This window comes from Nocardioides zhouii, from assembly GCF_004137345.1.
Taxonomy (GTDB): Bacteria; Actinomycetota; Actinomycetes; order Propionibacteriales; family Nocardioidaceae; genus Nocardioides; species Nocardioides zhouii.
The window spans coordinates 117,478-137,336 of sequence record NZ_SDWV01000011.1 but is presented as its reverse complement, the minus strand read 5'-3'; the positions used below and the strand labels follow the sequence as shown (position 1 = coordinate 137,336).

Here is a 19,859-nt window from a genome sequence, read left to right as displayed (position 1 = left end):
CCCAGCCGAAGTACTCGGCCGACTATTGTCAGAAGCCGCCACAAACCACGGTGTTGCGTGACTACCTAGATTCCACCTCCGTCCTGGCCAGTCTTTTGATGCGGACTACCGGGGGTCGGGGTCGCGGCGGGTCCAGAGCAGGCTGCCGAAGGCGATCACCAGCGCCACGTTGACCGGCACCGCGACGGCGGCGATGTTGCCGATGTGGGCGACGGGCCAGGCCAGGATCGCGACCAGCACCAGGGCGGCCTGCCAGCGGTGGCCGAGCCGAACCAGCGCTGCGGCGACGAGCGCGAAGGACAGCGGGAAGAACAACCCGAGCGGCTTGATCAGGTTCGCGGCGCCCGCCTGGTCGACCAGGGAGGTGTCTCCGAGCGAGAGGTGGATCGCGTCGAAGCCGTAGGCCAGGTTGCCGCAGGCACCGATCACGCCGGTGAGCACGATCGCCGCTGCGAGCCGCGAGCTGCGGGGGAGCCAGGACGCAACGGCCAGGACGACGAAGGCGTACGCCATCGCCCCGAGCACGTGCAGCACGCCGGCCGTGGCGTCGTCCCAGCCGCGGACGGCGTACGTCGTGTCGGCGGCGAGGTAGAGCAGCGGGGCCACCGCGAGCGAGCCGTCGAGGAGGCGCTCGGTCGGGGTGGCCGTGGTGGTGTCGGTGGTGTGCCAGGTCATAGAGGTGGTCATGGCGTCCACGCTGGTCGGGCGGCAGCGCGGGCACTACGGGGCTGACCCTGCGACCGAGGTCCAGGGACAACCCTGTGCCACTGGGCGTCCCGCGATGCCACGATGTCGGCATGAGTGGCAGCGCCCGGCTCCCGCACGGCCTCGCGCCGTTGGTGGTCGTGAGCGGCGTCGTGCTGCTGGTCACCTGGGGGCTGGCGCAGGGCGTGTGGCTGACGAACCTCCACAACGGGTTGCTGGCCCTGGCCCTCACTTTCGTCGGCGCGTACGTCCTCCAGCAGCGGCGGGCCCACCCCGAGGGCATGCTGATGCTGGGCACGGGCGCGGTCCATGCCGTGATGTTCTGGGGCCGCCAGATCGGGCACGCCGGCGACCCGGGCTCCTCGGCAGTCCGGTGGGCCGCGTGGCTCGGCGTCTGGCCGATCGCGACGAGCATCGCGCTCGTGACGCTGGCGATCGTCTGCTTCCCGGACGGCCGCCTGCCCTCGCCCACGTGGCGGCCGGTGGCCGGCGTGGTCGTCGTCCTTGCTGTCGCGTGCTCGGCGCTGTCGCTGCTGTGGCCGGTGGAGTACGCCGCCGCTGGACTCCGCGTCGCGCACCCGCTCGCGGACGCCGCGCCCGACGTCGTCGCGTCGGTGTGGTCGGCCTTGGCGCATTCGACGTACGTCGCCTTCCAGTTGCTGTGGCCGGTCGCGCTGCTGCTGCGCTGGCGCAGTGCGACCGGGTGGGTACGCCGCCAGCTCGCCTGGCTGCTGCTGGCCGCCGGAGTGGCGGTACTGGTGCTGGTGATCGGGCTCGTGGGCTGGCGTACGCCGACGCCGGGGCTGCTCGCGGCGACGCTGGTGCCCGTGATCGCCGGGCTCGCGATCGTCCACGGCCAGCACGCAGCGGCGTACGCCGCCCTCACCTGGATGTCCCGCCGTGGACCGGCCGCCGACGACCTGGCGGGCGACCTGACGCGCGCCACCTCGGAGGCGCTGTCGGCGCCTGCGACGCTGTGGCTCGGCTCGGCCGACGTGCTGCAACCGGTCGGGGTCTGGCCACCCTCGACCGAGGACCCGCCGCCGGTCGCGGTCACTGAGCTGCCGCCGGTGTCGCGCAGGCTCGACCTGGACGAGCACCGGGTCGGTGCCCTCACCGTCGACCGTACGATCGCGTTGTCGGCCGCCGAGGTGCGTCTCCTCGACGATCTGGCCGCGCAGGCTGCGCTGGTCCTGCAGCACCTCACCCTCGGCGACATCGTCGAGCGCGAACGCCGTGCCGGGCATCTGGACGGGCTGAGCCCGCGCGAGCGCGACGTGCTGGAGCTGATGGCCGAGGGGCTCTCCAACGCGGCGATCTGCGAGCGGCTCCACCTGTCGGTCAAGACCGTGGAACCGGTCGTCGGGTCGGTCTTCGCCAAGCTGCGCCTGCACCAGCAGCCCGACACCAACCGGCGCGTGCTGGCAGTGCTCGCGTACCTCCGTACCTGAGGGGGTTGCGTCGCTCGTGGTCGAGGAGTGAGGTGTCAGGCATGACCGACTCTCCCGTGGACCAGCTGGCGAAGGCGCTCAACCAGGCCGGACAGGTGCTGGACACCGTCACCGACGACAACCTCGACAACCCCACCCCGTGCTCGGACTGGACCGTGCGGCAGCTCGCGGCGCACGTCGCGTCGGGCCCCGGCACCTGGGCGAAGATGACGCGCGGCGAGGAGGTCGACTGGAGTGCCGTCCCCGAGGTGCCCGACGGGCAGTGGGGCCAGACGTTCAGGGCCGGAGCCGACGAGCTGCTCGCGGCGATGCAGCAGCTGCCCGACGACCAGCAGGGCAGTGCCGGCTTCCAGGTCGCGGAGTACGCCGTGCACTCCTGGGACCTGGTGCGGGGGACGGGCGCGGACGTCGCGCTCGACGACTCCCTCGCCGAGACCGGGCTGGCCGCGATGCAGCAGGGGCTGACCGTCGAGAACCGCATGGGCGCCTTCGGGACCGAGGTCGAGGCGCCGGCCGATGCGGGGGCGTACGAGCGTCTGGCGGCGTTCTCTGGCCGCGAACCTCGCGCCTGACCGACCTCGGTAGTCCACCGGGTTTTGGTTGCTGGATGGCCTGCCTGGCAGCCATTTCCCGGTGGACTATCCGGGGGCCGGGGTAGTCCACCGGGTTCTGGTTGCTGGATGGCCTGCCTGGCAGCCATTTCCCGGTGGACTATCCGGGGGCCGGGGTAGTCCAGTGACTTTTAGTTGCTGGACGGCCGTCAGGACAGCCATTTCCCGGTGGACTACCCGAACCGTCGCCACAGCCACCGCAGCCCCATCAGCACGGCGATCGCGGCCGCGACGCCGAGCCCGATGATCCACGAGATGTCGCGCTCCGGACCGTCGAAGTCGTACGTCAGCTGCTGCGACGACGTGCCGTCGAGGTCGGGGAGCAGGTCGACGGCGATGGTGAGCGAGTCGGCGATGTCCCGGTCGACGCGGCCCACGGAGCGGCGCCACGTGCTGGTGTCGTCGACCGTGGGGGTGGTGACCACGAGCTCGCCGGAGTAGCCCCCTCTCAGGTCCTGCGCCAGCAGCACCTGCCGCTGGTCGTCCATCCAGCCGAGGGGACGGACGTCGACCGCTGCAAGCGTGTCCTCGGGGAACGGGTGCTCCAGGAGCTCGTCGGCGTCCGTGTCCCAGGTGTACGACGTCTGGGTGGCGGACGACCGGAGCGCGACGTGGCGGCCGTCGGGGGAGAAGGCGCCCGCCCCGACCCCCGGACCGGAGAAGACGCTGACCGCGCCGCGGTCCGGGTCGGCCATGAGGAGACCTCCGCCCCCCAAGCCCACGAGCGCGGAGCCGTCGTCGGCCACCGCGACATCGACCGCGCCCGACGGAAGACGCACCTGGCGGGGTCGACCCTCCGAGGTGTCGACCCTGCCCAGCAGTGCCAGGAGGCCGTCCTGCGTGGTCGCGACCCACGCGAGCCAGCGTCCGTCCGGTGACCAGCTGAGCTCGTTCACCAGCAGGCGTTGGCTGTCGTCGGAGAAGACTCGCACGGATCGTCCGGTCTCGAGGTCCACCGTGGTGAGGTAGGTGCCCGACTCGGCGGATGCGTCCTGGTAGGCGATCGTCCGCCCATCGCTGGACAGCGCGAGCGCGATCGGCGCCTGGTCCCAGCCCGGCAGGTCGAGGCGGTGCGGCAGTCCGTCGGTCGCCGTGATCACCACCGGATCGCCCGAGCTCGAGATGAACGCGGCCGAGCCCTGCCCCACGGCGAGGTCGGTGGTGACCGCGAGGTCGTCGGGGATGTCGACGATGCTGCTCGGGACCGCGCCTCCCTCGACGACTTCGGTCGATGCCGTACGCGCCTCGCGGTCCGTGCCGGTCACGAGCGTCGCGACGCCGCCGACCGACACGACGAGCGCGAGGACGGCCGCGACTGCGAAGGCCTGCCCGCGTCGGCGGGCCGTGTGTCCGCGCTGCCAGAGGTCGTCGTCGATGGGCAGGGGAGACGTGGAGTCGGCGACGCGGTGGAAGGCGTCGCGGAGGTCCCGGTCCGGACGTGTGGTCATGCGTCTGCTCCGATCAGCTCGGCGAGCTCGGGCGCGAGCGTGCGCAGCCGAGCCAGCGACTGGCGGGTGGTCGACTTCACGGTGCTGGTCGAGAGCCCGAGCGCGCGGGCGGTCTCGACCTCGGTGAGGTCCTCGTAGAAGCGCAGCACCAGCACGGTGCGCTGCTTCGGGGTCAACCGGGCGAGCGCCTGGTCGAGCGTGAGTCGCAGATCGGTGTCGGGGGCCGGGACTGCGCCGTCGTACGACAGCAGCGACGTCTCAGTGATCCGGCGACGACGCCACCAGGAGATGTTCTGGTGGTACATCGCACGCCGGACGTACGCCTCCGGCGACGTGTGGATGCGCCGCCAGTGCTTCACTGCCTGCATCAGCGCTGCCTGCAGGAGGTCCTGCGCGAGGTGGTGGTCGCCGGTCAGGAGGTACGCCGTGCGCGACAGCGCGGCGCTGCGTGCGGCGACGAACTCGTCGAAGCCGTCCCTGTCTGCTGTGGTCACCGGACCCCCCCTTCATGACGTACGACGCGGGAGGGCCGCGTGCCGGGTGGCATGCAGCGTAGAGAACTTTCCGGCCGTTACGTCCGCACGCGGCGCAGCATGAGGACGACTCCTGCCATGAGCACGACCGCTCCGCCCGCGACGTAGAGCGCACGGCCACCCGATGAGTCGCCCATCGGTGTCGCGGTGAAGTCGTGGGTGAGCTCCTGGTCCGGGTCGCCGGTCAGGTCGGGGATGAGGTCGACCGCGACGGTGACGCCCGACGACTCCGGCAGGTCGGGGACCAGGACCTGCCACGTCGACTCCGCCGCCGGTCGGTCCGGGGAGGTGAGGACAACGAGGTCCTCGTCGACGTGCGCCACCAGGAGGTCATCAGCGGCCCAGCCGACCGGCGCCACTTCGGCGCCCTCGGGGTAGAGGTCGGTGGGGAGGTCCCGGCCGGCGACATCGCCCTCGGCAATCTCGAACGGCACGGCCTGCACCGGTCCGTCGTCGACCGGATAGGTCGCGCTGATCAGGCCACCCGGGGCCAGCATGCCGGTCAGCGCAGACGCGGCGCTGTCACCGGTCGTCACGTCGATCGTCCGCGCCACCACGGACGGCGGCTGGTCCCTCCGGGTCTGCCGTCCGTACACGTCGATGGCCAGCCGACCGTCCGTGGTCCAGGAGATGGCGCGCGGCGTACCGGTGCCCAGTGGCACGCCCACGAACTCGAAGTCACCCGTGGTCAGGTCGAGCACGATGTACCAGGGCGTGGAGAAGGCCGGCTGACCAGCGGGACCCTCGGCGGCGACGGTAGCGGCGTAGGCCACCCGACGACCATCGGGTGAGACCGCCAGCAACGGACCGGTCACGAGGTCCGCGGTGCGCTCGATGACTGAGGGCTCCGGGAAGCTCGGCAGGTCGACGTACGAGGCCTTGCCGGTCGCCGCATCCACCAGGACCGGCGAGCCGTCGCTGTCGACGTACGCCACCGAGGCACGACCGATCGCCAGGTCAGTGATCACCGGCCCGTCGGGCGTGGTGATGACGCTCGGGATCGCCCCGTCCGGTTCGATGCCGCCTGCAGGCCCCACGGAGTCGGGTCGCACCGCGATCGCACCGACCCCGACGACGAGGGCGACGACCGCGAGCGTGGCAGCCGCGCGGACGACGCGTGTACGACTGCGGGCGCGGCGACCGAGGTCCCACGCGGACGGGTCGGGGGAGAAGGGCTGGGTCTCGGCGAGGGCGGCGAGCTCCTCGCGCAGGTCAGTGTGTGACGGGCTGGTCATGTGTCTGCTCCCACCAGGTCGGCGAGCTCGGGGGCCAGGGTCCGCAGTCGACGGAGGGCGTCGCGCGACATGGACTTGACCGCGCCGCTGGAGATGCCCAGCTCGGCGGCGGTCTGGACCTCGGTGAGGTCCTCGAAGTAGCGCAGCACCAGGACGGTCCGCTGGCGCGGCGTGAGCCGGCGCAGGGCCTGCTCGAGGGTCAGCCGGATCGTCGGGTCGGTCGCCGGCACCGGCGCGTCGTACGACTCGAGCGACGTCTCGGCGAGCTTGCGGCCCCGCCACCACGAGATGTTCTGGTGGTACATCGTGCGGCGGACGTACGCCTCGGGCGAGGTGTCGATGCGCTCCCAGTGCTTCGCCGCCTGCACGAGCGCGGCCTGCACGAGGTCCTCGGCGAGGTGGTGGTCACCGGTGAGGAGGTACGCCGTCCGCGCGAGGGCAGGGCCGCGCGCCCGGACGAACGCGTCGAACCCGGATCGATCGGTCATCAGGCAACCCCCTCACCACGTACGACGCGGACGAGCGCCGGTGCGGGGGTCAGCCGGAGCAGAAAAGATTCAGCGGGCGCGGCGGGACAGGCGCTCGAGGTCCATGATCACCACGGAGCGCGGCTCCAGGCGCAGCCAGCCGCGCGACGCGAAGTCGGCGAGCGCCTTGTTGACCGTCTCGCGGGAGGCGCCCACCAGCTGGGCGAGCTCCTCCTGGGTGAGGTCGTGGTGGACGTGGACGCCGTCGTCAGCGGTGCGACCGAAGCGGTCGGCGAGGTCGAGCAGCGCCTTGGCGACGCGGCCCGGGACGTCGGAGAAGACGAGGTCGGCGACGACGTCGTTGGACTTGCGGAGGCGGCCGGCGAGCTGCGAGAGCAGGCCGCGGGCGACCTGCGGGCGGCCGTCGAGCCATTTCAGCAGGTCCTGGTGGGAGAGGGAGGCGAAGGTGGCGTCGGTGACGGCCGTGACGGTGGCCGAGCGCGGGCCCGGGTCAAAGAGCGAGAGCTCGCCGAACATCTGGCCGGGACCCATGATGGCGAGGAGGTTCTCGCGGCCGTCGGACGCGGACCGGCCGAGCTTCACCTTGCCCTCGGTGACGACGTAGAGCTTGTCGCCCGAGTCGCCCTCATGGAAGAGGACCTCGCCGCGGCGCAGCGTCGTCTCCGCCATGGAGCCGCCCAGGGCGGTCGCTGCCTCGTCGTCGAGCGAGCTGAACAGCGGTGCCTGCCGAAGCACGTCGTTGTCCACGTCATTCCTCCATGTAGGTGCGCCCCGTGCGATGTCCTGGATCGGAGCCCTGTGTGGCCCCGCGGGATCGGGATGATCCTAGCCGTGGTCCGGGTCACAAAAGCGACTCTCCCCACTCCCGCCTGATCTCCACCTGCTCCGCGGCCACCCCCCGGGGTGTCGGCGGCGGACCGTACGCTGGGCCCGTGGCTGCCGCGAGCGAGACGATCAAGCCCGACACGGCACTGGTGCGCCGGGCGCGCCGGATGGACCGGATCCTCGCCGAGACCTACCCCGACGCCGCGGCCGAGCTCGACTTCACCAACGCCTTCGAGTGCCTCGTCGTGACGGTGGTGTCGGCGCAGACCACGGACCGCCGGGTCAACGCCGCGAGCCCGGCCCTCTTCGCGGCCTACCCCACTCCCCAGGCGATGGCGGCGGCCCCGCGTGAGCACCTCGAGCAGCTGCTCGGCCCGCTCGGCTTCTTCCGCGCCAAGACCGACTCGTTGCTCAAGCTCAGCCAAGCGCTCGTGGAGTCGTACGACGGCGAGGTGCCGGCCCGCCTCGACGACCTCGTCAAGCTCCCGGGCGTCGGCCGCAAGACCGCCAACGTCGTGCTGGGCAATGCGTTCGGCCTGCCGGGGATCACCGTCGACACGCACTTCGGCAGGCTGGCCCGCCGTTTCGGCTGGACCGAGGAGACCGACCCGGTCAAGGTCGAGCACGCCGTCGCCGCGCTCTTCCCCAAGCGCGACTGGACGATGCTGTCCCACCACCTCATCTGGCACGGCCGCCGTCGCTGCCACGCCAAGAAGCCCGCCTGCGGCGCCTGCCCGATCGCCAAGCTGTGCCCGTCCTTCGGCGCCGGTCCGACCGATCCGATCGAGGCGGAGAAGCTCGTCACCACGCAGGGGCCCGCATGAGGAAGCTGTTCGTCGCGGTGCTGCTCGTCGCCTGCGTCGCGGCGGGCGCGATGGCCTGGTCGTCGATGAGTGGAGACGGCATCGTCGTACGCCCTCCCGACGTGCAGGTCGACACCCCCGAGCTGCGCGCCGCCAAGGACCGGATCGGGATGCTCGACTGCGAGCCCGGCACCGGAGAGGCGGTCGCGGGCGGGCTGCCGGCGGTGACGCTGCCGTGCCTGGGCGGCGGTCCCGACGTCGAGCTCGCGTCGCTGCGCGGACCCGCTGTCATCAACCTGTGGCAGGCCCGGTGCGAGCCGTGCCGCCTCGAGATGCCGGCGCTGGAGGCCTTCCACCAGGAGTACGGCGACCAGGTGGCCGTGATCGGCATCGACTTCAACGACGTGCAGCCGGCCGCCGCTCTCGCGCTGGCAGAGGAGACCGGGGTGACCTACCCGTCGATCGCCGACCCGGGCGGCGACCTGATGACCGAGGACGTCTTCGCGATCGCCCGTCGCGGGCTGCCGGTCTTCCTCTTCGTCGACGCCGACGGGACCGTCACCGGCCAGGCGTCGGGCGGCGTCGACTCCTTGGACGAGGTCAAGGAGCTGGTCGCCCAGCACCTCGGGATCACCCTGTGAAGAAGAACCTGCCCGGATGGCTCGGGCCGGTCGTCGAGGCCGCGTCGTCGATCACGGTCCACGAGCTCACCCGCTTCATGCCGCCGGAGGACAGCGACCCGCGGCGCGGCGCGGTGCTGATGGTCTTCGCCGACCGCGACGCCGACCCCACCACCTCCGATCCGGGGCCCGACGACCTCGCCCACCGTGGCCAGCTGCTGCTGACCGAGCGCGCCCACCACATGCGCTCGCACCCGGGCCAGGTGTCCTTCCCGGGAGGCTCGCTCGACGACGGCGAGACCGCTGAGCAGGCGGCGCTGCGGGAGGCGTACGAGGAGATCGGGCTCGAGCCCTCCGAGGTCGAGGTGTTCGGCGAGCTGCCCGAGCTGTGGCTGCCGCCGAGCAACTTCGCGGTGACGCCGATCCTCGGCTACTGGCGCGATCCCGGCGAGGTGCGGATCGCGAGCCCCGACGAGGTGCACGAGATCCACCACGTCGCCATCGCCGACCTGCTCGATCCCGAGAACCGGATCAACGTCCGCCACCCCAGCGGCTGGACCGGTCCGGGCTTCCTCATCGGCCCCGAGCGCGACGTCATCCTGTGGGGCTTCACCGCCGGCATCATCGCCCGACTCTTCTCCTACCTCGGGTGGGGCGAGGACTGGGACCGGGCGCGGGTGCGTGACCTGCCGGACCACATGCTGCAGGGTGTGCTGCGAGGGACCGACCTCGCGGACAATCCGCAGCAGAACACCAAGCTCGAGGAGTAGCAGTGAACGTCCTCGACTGGTGCCTGCTCGCACTCGTGGGCGTCTACGCCCTCTCGGGCTACTGGCAGGGCTTCATCACCGGCGCGTTCGCGACCGCAGGCCTGCTGCTGGGCGGCCTGCTCGGCATCTGGGTCGCCCCCCTCGCGCTCGGCGACGCGGCCCCGTCGCTGTGGGTCTCGTTGGGCGCGCTCTTCATCGTGATCGTCTCGGCCTCGCTCGGGCAGGCGATCTTCCAGTACGTCGGTGCCCGGATCCGGGCACGCATCACTTGGCAGCCGATCCGTGCCGTCGACGCCGTCGGGGGATCCGCCCTCAGCGCCGTCGCCGTGCTCCTGGTTGCCTGGGCACTCGGCGTTGCCGTCTCCGGCACCCGCATCGGCGGCATCACCCCGCTCGTGCGCGACTCGGCCATCCTGGCCAAGGTCGACACGACTCTGCCCGCCGACTCGAGCAAGGTGCTGCAGGCCTTCAACAACGTGGTCGGCACGACCTTCTTCCCGCGCTACCTCGAGCCCTTCGCTCCGGAGCGGATCGTCGCGGTCAAGCCCGGCGACCGCCGGATGCTCACCGACCCCGACGTGGTCGCGGCGCAGGGGAGCGTGGTCAAGGTCCGCGGCACCAATGGCTGCGGCAGCGGCGTCGAGGGCACCGGCTTCTTCTACGCCCCGGGCCGGCTGATGACCAACGCCCACGTCGTCGCCGGCGTGACCCGGCCGGAGGTGGAGGTGGGCGGCACGACGGTCGTCGCGTCGGTGGTGCTGTACGACGCCGACCTCGACATCGCCGTGCTCGCCCTGCCCGACACCGGCACGCCGCATCTCCAGTTCGACACCGAGGCCGAACCCGGCGACAACGTCGCAGTGCTGGGCTACCCCGAGGACGGGCCGTACGACGTCGAGACCGGCCGGATCCGCTCGCAGCAGCGGCTGCGCTCGCCCGACATCTACGGCGAGGGCACCGTGATCCGGCAGGTCTACTCGCTGCGGGCGCTGATCCGCCCCGGCAACTCGGGCGGCCCGATCGTGACCTCCGGCGGCGATGTCGCCGGGATGGTCTTCGCGGCCTCGGTCAGCGACAAGGACACCGGCTACGCGCTCACCGCGGGCCAGGTCGCCGAGTCCGCCGCCGCCGGCGTGACCCGCGACGCGCCGGTCGACACCGGCACCTGCGTGCGCTGACCGCTCGCGCCTCCTGTGGTGATCGAGTAGGTGGCGAGGAACGAGCCGCCGTATCGAGATCCCCCGAGCGGTGGTGGAGCTACATTTCTCCGCGCGCGAGTGTGGCTGGATCACCGCCCGACCGGTGTGTCGTACGCCGCCGCGACCCTGGCGGTGGTGGAGCCACATTCCTGGCCGCCGCAAGGTGGCTGGATCACCGCTCCAACGGGAGCGGGCGGGGGAGCGTCAGCCCTTGCCCTTGAGGGCCTGGGGGATCCGCTTGCCCTGCTTGATCGCCTTCTCCGGGCCCTTGACCTGCTTGACCTGCTTGATCCCGATGAAGGCGAGCAGGCCGGCGATCAGGAGGTAGAGCGCGAAGACGATCAGGAACGCCCAGTGGAGGTCGAGGCCGGAGCCGTTCCAGTGGATGAAGTAGGCCAGCGAGACCGACAGCATGATGATCGCGAGCAGCCCGAGGAAGGCCGCCGCGCCGAAGAGGCCGAGGCCGAGGCCGCCGTGCTTGACGCTGACCTTGAGCTCGCTCTTGGCGAGCTCGATCTCCTTGGAGATGAGCGTCGAGATGTCGCGCTGCGCGTCCATGACGAGCTTGCCGAGGGTCGGATCTGTGTCCTTGATCGGTTCGTTCGCCATGTGGAGCGGTCCTTCGGTGTACGCCGGTGAGCTGACGGCTGCGACCCTACCAACGGCCTCCGCGTGCCCACGGGTCCGTCTAGACTGGGCCGTAGGTGAGCCGGGAAGTCTGGTCGGCCCGCGACGGTGTAGTCGCGGTCATGCGGTACCCCGACCACCCCGAAGGGATGCGCCAGTCCATGGCCTCACCCCCGCATGACCCCCACTCACCGGGTCCCGGCGACGACCTCTGGGAGACCGGCCCGGTCTACAGCGCCAGCAACCGTCCGCTGGCCCGGCTCGTCGCGCGGCCCGTGCGCGAGTTCCTCCGGGTCGAGGCGGCCGGCTCGCTCCTGCTGCTCCTCGCCGCGGCCGTCGCGCTCGTGTGGGCCAACAGCCCGTGGGCGGCGTCGTACGACTCCTTGTGGCACACCCACCTCGTCCTCGACGTCGGGCCGCTGCACCTCGACGAGTCGCTGCAGCACTGGGTCAACGACGCCCTCATGGTGGTCTTCTTCTTCGTCGTCGGGCTGGAGATCAAGTACGAGCTCGTCAACGGCGACCTGCGCGACCCGAAGACCGCCGCGCTCCCGATCATCGCCGCCATCGGCGGGATGGTCGTGCCGGCCGGGCTCTACCTCGCGCTCAACCCGCCCGGCAGCGACGGCAGTGCTGGCTGGGGCATCCCGATGGCCACCGACATCGCCTTCGCGGTCGGGGTGCTCGGCATCCTGGGGCGGCGCATCCCGTCGGCCGCGCGGCTCTTCCTGCTGACGCTGGCGATCGTCGACGACATCGGCGCGATCCTGGTGATCGCGGTGTTCTACACCTCCGACCTCTCCCTCGGCTGGCTCGCGCTGGCGATCGGCCTGCTCGGCGTGATGGCCATCGCCAAGCAGTTGAAGATCTGGACGACCGTGTTCTACGCCGTCGTGGGCGTCGTCCTGTGGTTCGCGCTGCTCCAGTCGGGCGTGCACGCGACCCTGGCCGGCGTCGCGATCGGCCTGCTGGCGCCCGCGCGCCCGCTGCTCAACGAGGAGGTCGCTCGCGGCTACGCCACCGACGCGCTCCGCGACCGCCACCTCGACGCCGACGAGCTGGCCCGGATGCGGTTCCTGATGAAGGAGTCGGTGTCGGTCGTCGAGCGCCTGCAGAGCAGGTTGCACCCGGTGTCGGCGTACGTCGTGCTGCCGGTCTTCGCGCTCGCCAACGCCGGCGTCGAGCTCGGCGCGATCGGCCAGGTCCTCACCGAACCGGTGGGCCTCGGCATCATGCTCGGGCTCGTGCTCGGCAAGCCCGTCGGCATCTTCCTGGCGTCGTTCGCGGCCGTACGCCTGGGGCTGGGGCGGCTGCCCGACGGCACGTCCTGGCCGATGGTCCTCGGCCTCGGCGCGGTCGGCGGCATCGGCTTCACGGTCTCGATCTTCATCGCCGGGTTGTCCTTCCCCGGCGCCGACCTGTTGACCGAGGAGGCGAAGATCGCCATCCTGCTGGCCTCGCTCGTCGCCGCGGTCGTCGGCGTCGTCGTGCTCCTCGTCTCCACCAAGCCGATACCTGAGGACGTGGTGGACGGCTGAGGCCCGCTCTCGCGTACGCCGCGTCCTCAGGTCTCGGGGTATCTAGGGACGATCTGGTAGGTCGGAGGGCCGTTCCGCCCACCATTTCGTCCCTAGATACCCGGGGACGGCCCGGGGGTGGGTCAGGTGGGGAGGACGACCCGGGGACGGCCCGGGGTGGGTCAGGTGGGGAGGACGACCCGGAAGCGGCAGCCGGCGGGGCCGGCGGTGGGTGTCAGGACGTTCTCGACCGCCACCTGGCCGTGGTGGGCCTCGACGATCCCCTTGACGATCGCGAGGCCGAGCCCGGCGCGCGCGGTGTGGATGTCCTGCACCTCGGGGGGCTCGGGCGTACGCGCGGAGGTGCCGCGGTAGCCGACCTCGAAGAGCCGTTCGCGAGCGTCGTCGGCGATGCCGCCGCAGCCGTCGGTGACCGCGAGCTCGACGCCGCCGTCGACTGGGCGGGCGAGGACGTGGACGGAGCCGTCGGCCGGCGTGTGCCGGATGCCGTTGACGATGAGGTTGGCCAGCACGCGCGAGAGCCCGGCGGGGTCGGCATCGACCTGCAGGCCGTGGGGCACCTCGCCGCCGAGGTGCACGCGCCGGGCGCGGGCCACCGGGTCGGCGGCGGCGATGGCCTCGCTGACGAGGTCGCCGACGGCGATCGGCTGCGGCTGTACGACGAGCTGGCCGGCGTGGATGCGGGAGAGCTCGAAGAGGTCGTCGACCATGAGCACCATCCGGTCGACCTCGCCGCGGATCTGGCGGTGGTAGCGGGCCGGGTCGGAGGCGATGCCGTCCTCGAGCGCCTCGGCCATCACTCGGATCCCGGCGAGCGGCGTACGGAGGTCGTGCGAGACCCACGACACCAGCTCGCGCCGCGACTCCTCGAGCCGCTGCTCTCGCTCGCGCGCCTCGGCGAGGCGCTGGTTCGCGGAGGCGAGGTCGGACGCCAGGGCCTGGAACTCGGTCGGCCCGCGGCGCTCGGCGACGATGCTGCCGCCGGGACCCATGAGGCGTACGTCCTCGCGCAGCGACTGCGACCACCGGACCAGCGCGGTGGCGAGCACCAGCGCGACGGCCAGCGACACGACCGCGGCGGCGCTGGTGACGATGAGCACGACCGAGCGGTCGTGGTCGGAGATCAGCATCCGGCGCGAGATCGCCTGCACGCCGAGCAGGACGGTGAGGGTGGTGACGACGCCGACGACCGCGAGCTGCCAGCGCAGGGAGCGGTGGCGCAGGACCCACCCGGCCAGCAGTCCGAGCAGGCCTACGGCGACCCCGCTGCCGATCGCGACCGCCCAGATCTCGGTGAGGTCGCTCATGGCGTGGTCTCCCATCGGTAGCCGACTCCCCACACGGTCAGGAGCCGCACCGGGTTGGTGGGGTCGGGCTCGACCTTCTCGCGCAGCCGGCGGACGTGCACGGTCACGGTCGACTGGTCGCCGAACGACCAGCCCCACACCTGCTGGAGCAGGTCGTCGCGGGAGAAGGCGATGCCCGGGTGCGAGACCAGGAAGGCCAGCAGGTCGAACTCCCGCGTCGTCAGGGAGGTTTCCTGCCCGTCGAGCGTCACGAGCCGGCGGGCGCGGTCGACGACGAGGCCGCCGTCGGCGAGCACGGTGGGCACGTCGGTGTCGAGCCCGGCGGACGAGCGCCGCAGGATCGAGTCGACGCGCAGCACCAGCTCGCGCGGGCTGAACGGCTTGGTGACGTAGTCGTCGGCGCCGATCTCCAGGCCGACCACGCGGTCCTGCTCGCTGCCGAGGGCGGTGAGCAGCACGATGGGTACGTCGGAGGCGACCCGCAACCGGCGGCACACCTCGAGGCCGTCGAGGCCCGGCATCATCACGTCGAGCACGACGAGGTCGGCCCGCGCGTCGCGTACGGCGGCCAGGGCGCCCGGTCCGTCGGTCGCCTCGCGGACCTCGTGGCCGGCGGCCCGGAGGTAGTCGACGACGACCTCGCGGACTGTGGCGTCGTCGTCCACGACGAGAACGTTGGCCATCGACTCACTCCCGCGCACGTGGGCGGCGGGATCGGACGAGCCCGGCGACCGCCACGAGCACGACCACGATGGCACTGATCGCCCACCACGTCGCGAGATAGGGACGATCGAGCAGCGTGGCGTTGTCGGCGCGGGCGCCCGCGCGGGTCAGCACCGGCACGGCCACGACGGTCACGGTGCCCCACACGACGAGCGCGATCGTCGCTGGCGCGCGCCACGGTTCGGGCAGCAGTCGGGACCCGAGGAGGCACACCCCGATCACCAGCGCCGAGAGGGCGGCGTCGTGCCCCGCGACCCCCGCGCCGAACCAGATGCCGACCTCGAGCCACTGGCCGGCATCCTGTCGCGACAGCTCGAGGAAGGCTCCGTACAGCGCGATCACGGCGCCGCAAGCACCGATCAGAAGTCGCGTCCTCATGCGTCCACCTCCAGCCGGGAGACCCACTTGGTCTGCAGCACGCCGGGCCGGTTGGGGGCGATCAGCCGGCACGGGAAGCCGTGGTCGAGCGACAGCTGCTCCCCGGACAGGTCGAGCGCGAGGAGGGTGCGGTCGTCGGCGGCGAAGTTCGCCGGGAGCGTCGTGCGGCGGAAGGCGCCTGCCTGCTGCAAGGACGTGACGGCGACCTCTCGGTCCGTGGTCGCCCCGGCGAGGCGGAGCACGTCGGCCAGCCGTACGCCCGACCAGGTGCCCTGTGCGCTCCAGCCCTCGACGCAGGCGATCGGCAGGTCGACGGTGTGCTGCGGCATCGCCCGGAGGTCGGCGTACGTCAACGAGGTCGTGGTCCCGCCGACCACGACGTCCAGCCGCCAGTCGGGCGACATCGCGGACTCCTCGACCCGGGCTGCGCGAGCGGACTTGTTGATCGGCACCCCGCCCGGTCCCTCGCCCGTGCGGACGGCGAACACGGAGACCCGGCGCAGCCAGGGCACCGTGCTGCCGGCGGTCGCGAGGACGGCAACCCCGGCGGCGGCGAAGGTCGTACGCACGAGGGCGCGGCGCGACAGCGGTCCGGGGCTCGTCGCCGTCGCGCGGTCGTGGGTGACGACCTCGATGTCGCTGGTCAGCGCGTCGCGGATGATCGGCAGCTTGACCGCGATGTGCAGCACCAGGGCGCCGATGGCGACCCACGCGATCGCGTAGTGGGTGGTGCGGAAGGAGAAGGTGGTCCAGGGATACCACTGGGCCGCGTTGAACAGGCCGGTGGCGAGCTGGAAGATCGACGCGGCCACGAGCACGGTGATCGACGCGCGCTCGAGCCCCGTCAGGAGCAGCGCACGCGGGTCGCGGAGCGGGAGGCCCTCGAAGAGCTTCGGCAGGACCGACCACAGCTTCACCAGCAGCAGCGGGATCGCGGCGACGCCGGAGGTGACGTGGAGCCCCTGGGTGAGGCGGTAGCCCCAGCTCGGGCTGGTCGGGAACGGGATCGGGTGCGACGGCTGCTGGGCGTAGTGGCTGATCAGCCCGGTGACGAAGCAGAGACCGAAGGCGATGCCCAGCCACAGCCCGACCCGCGCGGTCACCGCCGGTGACCGGAGGCGCGAGGTGAACATCTCCGGCGTCGGGGGAGCGAGTCGCGGCGTCATGGTGCAACCTCGGTCAGGACGGCGGCCCAGCGGTCGCCGAACCGGTGGATGTGCGGCACGTCGAAGCCCGCTGTCGCGGCGACCCGGCCGATGTCGTCGACCCCGAGCGTGGCCCAGCGGAAGGGCCGGCTCCGGCGGTCGTTGGCCTCGAGTGCCGCCCAGCAGCTCACGACCGCGGTACCGGGCTCACCGAGCTCGACGACGACCCGGCCACCGGTCGCCAGCAACGTGCGGACCCGCTGGAGCAGCCGGAGCGGGTCGCCGCCGATGCCGATGTTGCCGTCGGCGAGCAGGACGGTGTGCCAGCGGTCCTCGCCGGGGAGCCGGTCGAAGACGTCTCGCTGCAGGGCCGGCACGCCGCGCTCCCGCGTCATCATCACGGCGGTCGGGACGACGTCGATGCCGAGGACGATGTGCCCGCGCGTCGCGAGGGCCTCGGTCAGTCGGCCCGGGCCGCAGCCGACGTCGAGGGTCGGCCCGTCACACAGGGCGAGGAGCGTGTGGTCCGACCGGTCGGCCGTCCGGCTCCAGAGGTGGACCGGGAGGGTCGTCGGCCGGTCGCCGATGCCCACGACGACCGTGGGTGCGCCGTCGAGTGCGCTGGCGAAGACCTCGCTGAAGGACTGCTCGATCACGACGCCACCCCCGCCCGGAGGGCCCGCCAGGCCTCGGCGAACCGCGTGGTCGGTGCGAGCCCGGCCACGAGGTCGGCGTCGTCGAGGGTGTCGACGTCGGTCAGCGCGGGAGCGTGCGCGACCCGGGCGCCTGCCCGCTCGAGTGCTCGCCGGGTGTCGGCGCAGGTGGTCCCGGTCGACATCGGCACCTGCGCCAGGGGGCGTACGACCTCCGCGTCGCGGCGGGCGAGCGCCCACCAGCCGCCGTCGGTCGCAGGGGCGAGCACAGCGTCGTGTCCGGCCATCGCGTCCGCGACCTCGTGCAGAGCCGTGGCCGTCACCTGCGGGGTGTCCATCCCGATCTGTACGACGAGCCCGGGACCGACATCGGCGTGGGAGCGTACGAGCCGCTCGGCGAACCCGTCGCCGACCTGGGGCGTGATCGTCCAGCCGTCCAGGGCGGCCCGGATCTCCGCACCCCGCACAGCGTCGGACAGTTCGCCGGCCAGGCTGAGGTGGCCATCGGCACCGGACTCGCGGCAGGCGTCGATCGTGTCGAGCAGGGCAGCCGCGGCGAGGTCGGCGGCCACGTCGTGGCCGACCAGCGCGCCGAGGCGGGTCTTCACCTGGCCCGCGACAGGCGCCTTGGCGACCAGCAGCACCTTCATCGCAGGACCTTTCCGAAGTCGCGCGCGGTCCGCAGGGTCCCGCTCACCGAGCCGGACACCTTCGACTTCGTGCCCGCGGCGCGCGGGTGGTAGTCGACGTCGTGCTCGCTCACCCGCCAGCCGGCGAGGGTGATCGCCTGCAGCAGCTCGACCGGGTAGCCGAACCGGCGGTCCTGCAGGCCGAGGCCGAGCAGCGCCTCGCGCCGGCACACCCGCATCGGCGCGATGTCGTGGGCGTCCATGTCGATGCGGCGGCGCAGCCAGGCGGTGATCAGCGCGTTGCCGGCCCGCGCGTGCCACGGCCAGACCCCGCGCTGCACCGGACGACGTCGACCCACGGCGATGTCGGCGCGGCCCGACGCGACGTCGGCGAGGAGCGGGAGGAGCTGGGCGGGGTCGAAGGAGCCGTCCCCGTCCATGACCGCGACGTAGTCGGCGGTCGCCGCCTCGATGCCGGCGTGCACCGCGGCGCCGTACCCGGGCGTCGTCTCGGTGACCACGCGGGCACCCAGCTCGCGGGCCACGACGGCCGTGTCGTCCCGCGATCCGTTGTCGACGACGATCACCGCGAACGCGGCCGGCACCCTCGGCAGCAGCGCTTGCAGGGCAGGGCCTTCGTCGCGACAAGGGAGGACGAGATCACAGGTAGGCACCTTTTGGACGCTAACCACAGCGACCGGCGCGAGCCATGGTTCTCACCCTTACGGACCTGTGACATCCGGTGCGCGGGCGGGACTCGGCGCCCCGCGTCCCTAGGGTTGACGGCATGAGCGACGCGACCACCGACGAGGCCCGCACCGGCCGTCGCGCCGCCATCGGTCTGGCCGTCGCGCTGGTGCTGCTGGCGCTCTCCTTCGCCGTGCCGCCGCTCGCCGGCTGGGACGTCGACGCGCGCAGCGACCGGCTCGGGCTGCCGCCGCTGCACGGGTTCGTCGACCTCCGGGCCTCGCCGACCAGCGTGCTCGCCGTCCTGCTCGCCGCGGCGGGCGTGTGGCGCGGCGAGGCGATCGCCCGGACGTTGTCGTGGCGCCGCCTGCTGCTGGTGTCGTACGCCGTCGGGCTGGCGTGGCTGGTCGCGCTGGCGCTGGTCGACGGCGAGGTCGGGCTGACGCGGGTGATGACGAGCCCCGACGAGTACCTGGTCACCGCGCGGCAGGTCACCGACATCCCCGCGCTGCTGCAGGGCTACGTCGACCGCATCCCGTACTCCGCGCCGGACAACTGGCCGATCCACCTGGCAGGCCACCCGCCGGGGGCGGCGCTGCTCCACGTCGCACTGGTGCGCATCGGTCTCGGCGGCTCACTCGCGGCAGCGCTGGTCGTCGTCGCGATCGCAGCGACCATCCCGTTGGCCACGATGACGACCCTGCGCCTGCTCGACGCCGAGCGATGGGCCCGCCTAGCGGCTCCCTTCCTGGTGCTGTCGCCGGCCGCGGTGTTCCTCGCGGTCTCCGGCGACGCGCTCTTCGCCGCGCTGGCCGCCTGGGGCCTGGCCGCGCTGGCAGCATCGGCGCGGGCGGTCGGCCGCGGTGGGCTGCTCGGCTGGGGCGTCGTCGCCGGACTGCTGCTGGGGTGGTGCGTGATGAGCTCGTACGGCCTGCCGCTGCTGGGGATCCTGGCGCTCGCCGTGCTCTGGCTGGCGCGCTCGTGGTGGCCGCTGCCGGTCGCTGCGGCCACCGCCATCGCGGTGGTGCTGGCCTTCGCGGCGCTCGGCTTCTCGTGGTGGGAGGCGTACCCCGTGCTGGTCGACCGCTACTGGGACGGCATCGCCTCGACGCGTCCCTTCTCCTACTGGGTCTGGGGCAACCTCGGTGCCCTCCTCGTCTCGGCCGGTCCACTCCTCGGCGCCGGGCTCGCGGTCGTCGCGCGGCGCCACACCGGTGGCGCGCGGACCGTCGCGGTGCTCGCCGGTGCGGCCGCGCTCACGATCGTCGTCGCCGACCTGAGCCGCATGTCGAAGGCCGAGGTCGAGCGGATCTGGCTGCCGTTCGTGCCGTGGCTGACGCTCTCGCTGGCACTGCTGCCCGGTGGCTGGCGCCGTTGGGGGCTGGCGCTGCAGGTGCTCACCGCTCTGCTGGTCGAGCACCTGCTCTACACCTCGTGGTGAGTCGAGTGCGCTCGCGGTAGCACCTGCCGCGGGGCCGCGCACT

Annotated in this window: 22 protein-coding genes; 8 read left to right on the top strand and 14 right to left on the bottom strand. The window is 72.3% G+C overall.

Annotated features, from left to right (window positions below):
- Positions 1–105 precede the first annotated feature (105 nt).
- Positions 106–687: a hypothetical protein gene (locus tag EUA94_RS12720; RefSeq protein ID WP_129427244.1), complete on the bottom strand. Its 582-nt coding sequence runs from the start codon at positions 685–687 to the stop codon at positions 106–108.
- Between the two features lie 110 nt (positions 688–797).
- On the opposite strand from EUA94_RS12720, the gene EUA94_RS22720 reads away from it, so the two are divergent.
- Both EUA94_RS22720 and EUA94_RS12710 read left to right on the top strand, forming a co-directional pair.
- Positions 798–2,156: a helix-turn-helix domain-containing protein gene (locus EUA94_RS22720; RefSeq protein WP_242494844.1), complete on the top strand. Its 1,359-nt coding sequence runs from the start codon at positions 798–800 to the stop codon at positions 2,154–2,156.
- A 41-nt stretch (positions 2,157–2,197) separates the two neighbouring features.
- Positions 2,198–2,728, top strand: a complete 531-nt coding sequence (locus EUA94_RS12710; RefSeq protein ID WP_129427243.1) for a TIGR03086 family metal-binding protein — start codon at positions 2,198–2,200, stop codon at positions 2,726–2,728.
- A 212-nt stretch (positions 2,729–2,940) separates the two neighbouring features.
- On the opposite strand, the gene EUA94_RS12705 is transcribed toward EUA94_RS12710, so the two are convergent.
- The 5 genes from EUA94_RS12705 to EUA94_RS12685 form a co-directional block, all read right to left on the bottom strand.
- Positions 2,941–4,215, bottom strand: a complete 1,275-nt coding sequence (locus tag EUA94_RS12705) for a WD40 repeat domain-containing protein (protein WP_129427242.1) — start codon at positions 4,213–4,215, stop codon at positions 2,941–2,943.
- Positions 4,212–4,709: a SigE family RNA polymerase sigma factor gene (locus tag EUA94_RS12700; RefSeq protein WP_129427241.1), complete on the bottom strand. Its 498-nt coding sequence runs from the start codon at positions 4,707–4,709 to the stop codon at positions 4,212–4,214. The genes EUA94_RS12705 and EUA94_RS12700 overlap by 4 nt, the downstream gene beginning before the upstream one ends.
- Before the next feature lie 77 nt (positions 4,710–4,786).
- Positions 4,787–5,983, bottom strand: coding sequence for a hypothetical protein (locus EUA94_RS12695; protein ID WP_129427240.1), 1,197 nt, complete (start codon positions 5,981–5,983; stop codon positions 4,787–4,789).
- A complete protein-coding gene (locus EUA94_RS12690) occupies positions 5,980–6,471 on the bottom strand; it encodes a SigE family RNA polymerase sigma factor (protein WP_129427239.1) in 492 nt (163 codons plus the stop codon). The genes EUA94_RS12695 and EUA94_RS12690 overlap by 4 nt, the downstream gene beginning before the upstream one ends.
- A 69-nt stretch (positions 6,472–6,540) precedes the next feature.
- Positions 6,541–7,218: a Crp/Fnr family transcriptional regulator gene (locus EUA94_RS12685; RefSeq protein ID WP_129427238.1), complete on the bottom strand. Its 678-nt coding sequence runs from the start codon at positions 7,216–7,218 to the stop codon at positions 6,541–6,543.
- 245 nt (positions 7,219–7,463) lie between these two features.
- On the opposite strand from EUA94_RS12685, the gene nth reads away from it, so the two are divergent.
- From nth to EUA94_RS12665, 4 genes are read left to right on the top strand one after another with little or no spacing between them, the layout of a single operon-like run.
- Positions 7,464–8,120: an endonuclease III gene (gene nth / locus EUA94_RS12680; RefSeq protein WP_129427259.1), complete on the top strand. Its 657-nt coding sequence runs from the start codon at positions 7,464–7,466 to the stop codon at positions 8,118–8,120.
- Positions 8,117–8,740, top strand: coding sequence for a TlpA family protein disulfide reductase (locus tag EUA94_RS12675; RefSeq protein WP_129427237.1), 624 nt, complete (start codon positions 8,117–8,119; stop codon positions 8,738–8,740). Before nth ends, EUA94_RS12675 begins: the two co-directional genes overlap by 4 nt.
- Positions 8,737–9,489, top strand: a complete 753-nt coding sequence (locus EUA94_RS12670; protein ID WP_242494843.1) for an NUDIX hydrolase — start codon at positions 8,737–8,739, stop codon at positions 9,487–9,489. Before EUA94_RS12675 ends, EUA94_RS12670 begins: the two co-directional genes overlap by 4 nt.
- A gap of 2 nt (positions 9,490–9,491) precedes the next feature.
- Positions 9,492–10,667, top strand: a complete 1,176-nt coding sequence (locus tag EUA94_RS12665) for a MarP family serine protease (RefSeq protein ID WP_129427236.1) — start codon at positions 9,492–9,494, stop codon at positions 10,665–10,667.
- Between the two features lie 225 nt (positions 10,668–10,892).
- Here EUA94_RS12665 and EUA94_RS12660 read toward each other — a convergent pair whose 3' ends face one another.
- Positions 10,893–11,297: a phage holin family protein gene (locus EUA94_RS12660; RefSeq protein WP_129427235.1), complete on the bottom strand. Its 405-nt coding sequence runs from the start codon at positions 11,295–11,297 to the stop codon at positions 10,893–10,895.
- 95 nt (positions 11,298–11,392) lie between these two features.
- Here EUA94_RS12660 and nhaA point away from each other — a divergent pair, with 95 nt between their 5' ends.
- Positions 11,393–12,853, top strand: a complete 1,461-nt coding sequence (gene nhaA, locus EUA94_RS12655) for a Na+/H+ antiporter NhaA (protein WP_207210530.1) — start codon at positions 11,393–11,395, stop codon at positions 12,851–12,853.
- A 161-nt stretch (positions 12,854–13,014) separates the two neighbouring features.
- Here the strand turns inward: nhaA and EUA94_RS12650 are convergent, their stop codons facing one another.
- Genes EUA94_RS12650 through EUA94_RS12620 form a run of 7 tightly spaced genes read right to left on the bottom strand, consistent with a single transcriptional unit; the run spans position 13,015 to position 18,362 of the window.
- The gene (locus EUA94_RS12650; RefSeq protein ID WP_129427234.1) at positions 13,015–14,160 is read right to left on the bottom strand and encodes a sensor histidine kinase; all 1,146 of its coding nucleotides are present in this window, start codon (positions 14,158–14,160) and stop codon (positions 13,015–13,017) included.
- Positions 14,157–14,843 (bottom strand): response regulator transcription factor, encoded by a 687-nt coding sequence (locus EUA94_RS12645; RefSeq protein WP_129427233.1) that lies wholly within the window; start codon positions 14,841–14,843, stop codon positions 14,157–14,159. Before EUA94_RS12645 ends, EUA94_RS12650 begins: the two co-directional genes overlap by 4 nt.
- 4 nt (positions 14,844–14,847) lie before the next feature.
- On the bottom strand, positions 14,848–15,261 hold the full coding sequence (locus EUA94_RS12640) for a hypothetical protein (RefSeq protein ID WP_129427232.1): 414 nt from the start codon (positions 15,259–15,261) through the stop codon (positions 14,848–14,850).
- The gene (locus EUA94_RS12635) at positions 15,258–16,427 is read right to left on the bottom strand and encodes a molybdopterin-dependent oxidoreductase (RefSeq protein ID WP_207210529.1); all 1,170 of its coding nucleotides are present in this window, start codon (positions 16,425–16,427) and stop codon (positions 15,258–15,260) included. Before EUA94_RS12635 ends, EUA94_RS12640 begins: the two co-directional genes overlap by 4 nt.
- Positions 16,424–17,062, bottom strand: a complete 639-nt coding sequence (locus EUA94_RS12630) for a class I SAM-dependent methyltransferase (protein ID WP_129427231.1) — start codon at positions 17,060–17,062, stop codon at positions 16,424–16,426. The genes EUA94_RS12635 and EUA94_RS12630 overlap by 4 nt, the downstream gene beginning before the upstream one ends.
- Positions 17,059–17,709, bottom strand: a complete 651-nt coding sequence (locus tag EUA94_RS12625; RefSeq protein WP_129427230.1) for a TIGR04282 family arsenosugar biosynthesis glycosyltransferase — start codon at positions 17,707–17,709, stop codon at positions 17,059–17,061. The genes EUA94_RS12630 and EUA94_RS12625 overlap by 4 nt, the downstream gene beginning before the upstream one ends.
- Positions 17,706–18,362: a glycosyltransferase family 2 protein gene (locus EUA94_RS12620; RefSeq protein WP_129427229.1), complete on the bottom strand. Its 657-nt coding sequence runs from the start codon at positions 18,360–18,362 to the stop codon at positions 17,706–17,708. The genes EUA94_RS12625 and EUA94_RS12620 overlap by 4 nt, the downstream gene beginning before the upstream one ends.
- Before the next feature lie 113 nt (positions 18,363–18,475).
- Here EUA94_RS12620 and EUA94_RS12615 point away from each other — a divergent pair, with 113 nt between their 5' ends.
- On the top strand, positions 18,476–19,816 hold the full coding sequence (locus EUA94_RS12615; RefSeq protein ID WP_129427228.1) for a hypothetical protein: 1,341 nt from the start codon (positions 18,476–18,478) through the stop codon (positions 19,814–19,816).
- The last annotated feature ends 43 nt before the right edge of the window (positions 19,817–19,859 follow it).

Bases quoted from the DNA above. Each gene is read 5' to 3' on its own strand.
- EUA94_RS12720 (WP_129427244.1), bottom strand. From the start codon at position 687: ATGACCACCTCTATGACCTGGCACACCACCGACACCACCACGGCCACC.
- EUA94_RS22720 (WP_242494844.1), top strand. From the start codon at position 798: ATGAGTGGCAGCGCCCGGCTCCCGCACGGCCTCGCGCCGTTGGTGGTC.
- EUA94_RS12710 (WP_129427243.1), top strand. From the start codon at position 2,198: ATGACCGACTCTCCCGTGGACCAGCTGGCGAAGGCGCTCAACCAGGCC.
- EUA94_RS12705 (WP_129427242.1), bottom strand. From the start codon at position 4,215: ATGACCACACGTCCGGACCGGGACCTCCGCGACGCCTTCCACCGCGTC.
- EUA94_RS12695 (WP_129427240.1), bottom strand. From the start codon at position 5,983: ATGACCAGCCCGTCACACACTGACCTGCGCGAGGAGCTCGCCGCCCTC.
- EUA94_RS12690 (WP_129427239.1), bottom strand. From the start codon at position 6,471: ATGACCGATCGATCCGGGTTCGACGCGTTCGTCCGGGCGCGCGGCCCT.
- nth (WP_129427259.1), top strand. From the start codon at position 7,464: ATGGACCGGATCCTCGCCGAGACCTACCCCGACGCCGCGGCCGAGCTC.
- EUA94_RS12675 (WP_129427237.1), top strand. From the start codon at position 8,117: ATGAGGAAGCTGTTCGTCGCGGTGCTGCTCGTCGCCTGCGTCGCGGCG.
- EUA94_RS12660 (WP_129427235.1), bottom strand. From the start codon at position 11,297: ATGGCGAACGAACCGATCAAGGACACAGATCCGACCCTCGGCAAGCTC.
- EUA94_RS12650 (WP_129427234.1), bottom strand. From the start codon at position 14,160: ATGAGCGACCTCACCGAGATCTGGGCGGTCGCGATCGGCAGCGGGGTC.
- EUA94_RS12645 (WP_129427233.1), bottom strand. From the start codon at position 14,843: ATGGCCAACGTTCTCGTCGTGGACGACGACGCCACAGTCCGCGAGGTC.
- EUA94_RS12640 (WP_129427232.1), bottom strand. From the start codon at position 15,261: ATGAGGACGCGACTTCTGATCGGTGCTTGCGGCGCCGTGATCGCGCTG.
- EUA94_RS12635 (WP_207210529.1), bottom strand. From the start codon at position 16,427: ATGACGCCGCGACTCGCTCCCCCGACGCCGGAGATGTTCACCTCGCGC.
- EUA94_RS12625 (WP_129427230.1), bottom strand. From the start codon at position 17,709: ATGAAGGTGCTGCTGGTCGCCAAGGCGCCTGTCGCGGGCCAGGTGAAG.
- EUA94_RS12615 (WP_129427228.1), top strand. From the start codon at position 18,476: ATGAGCGACGCGACCACCGACGAGGCCCGCACCGGCCGTCGCGCCGCC.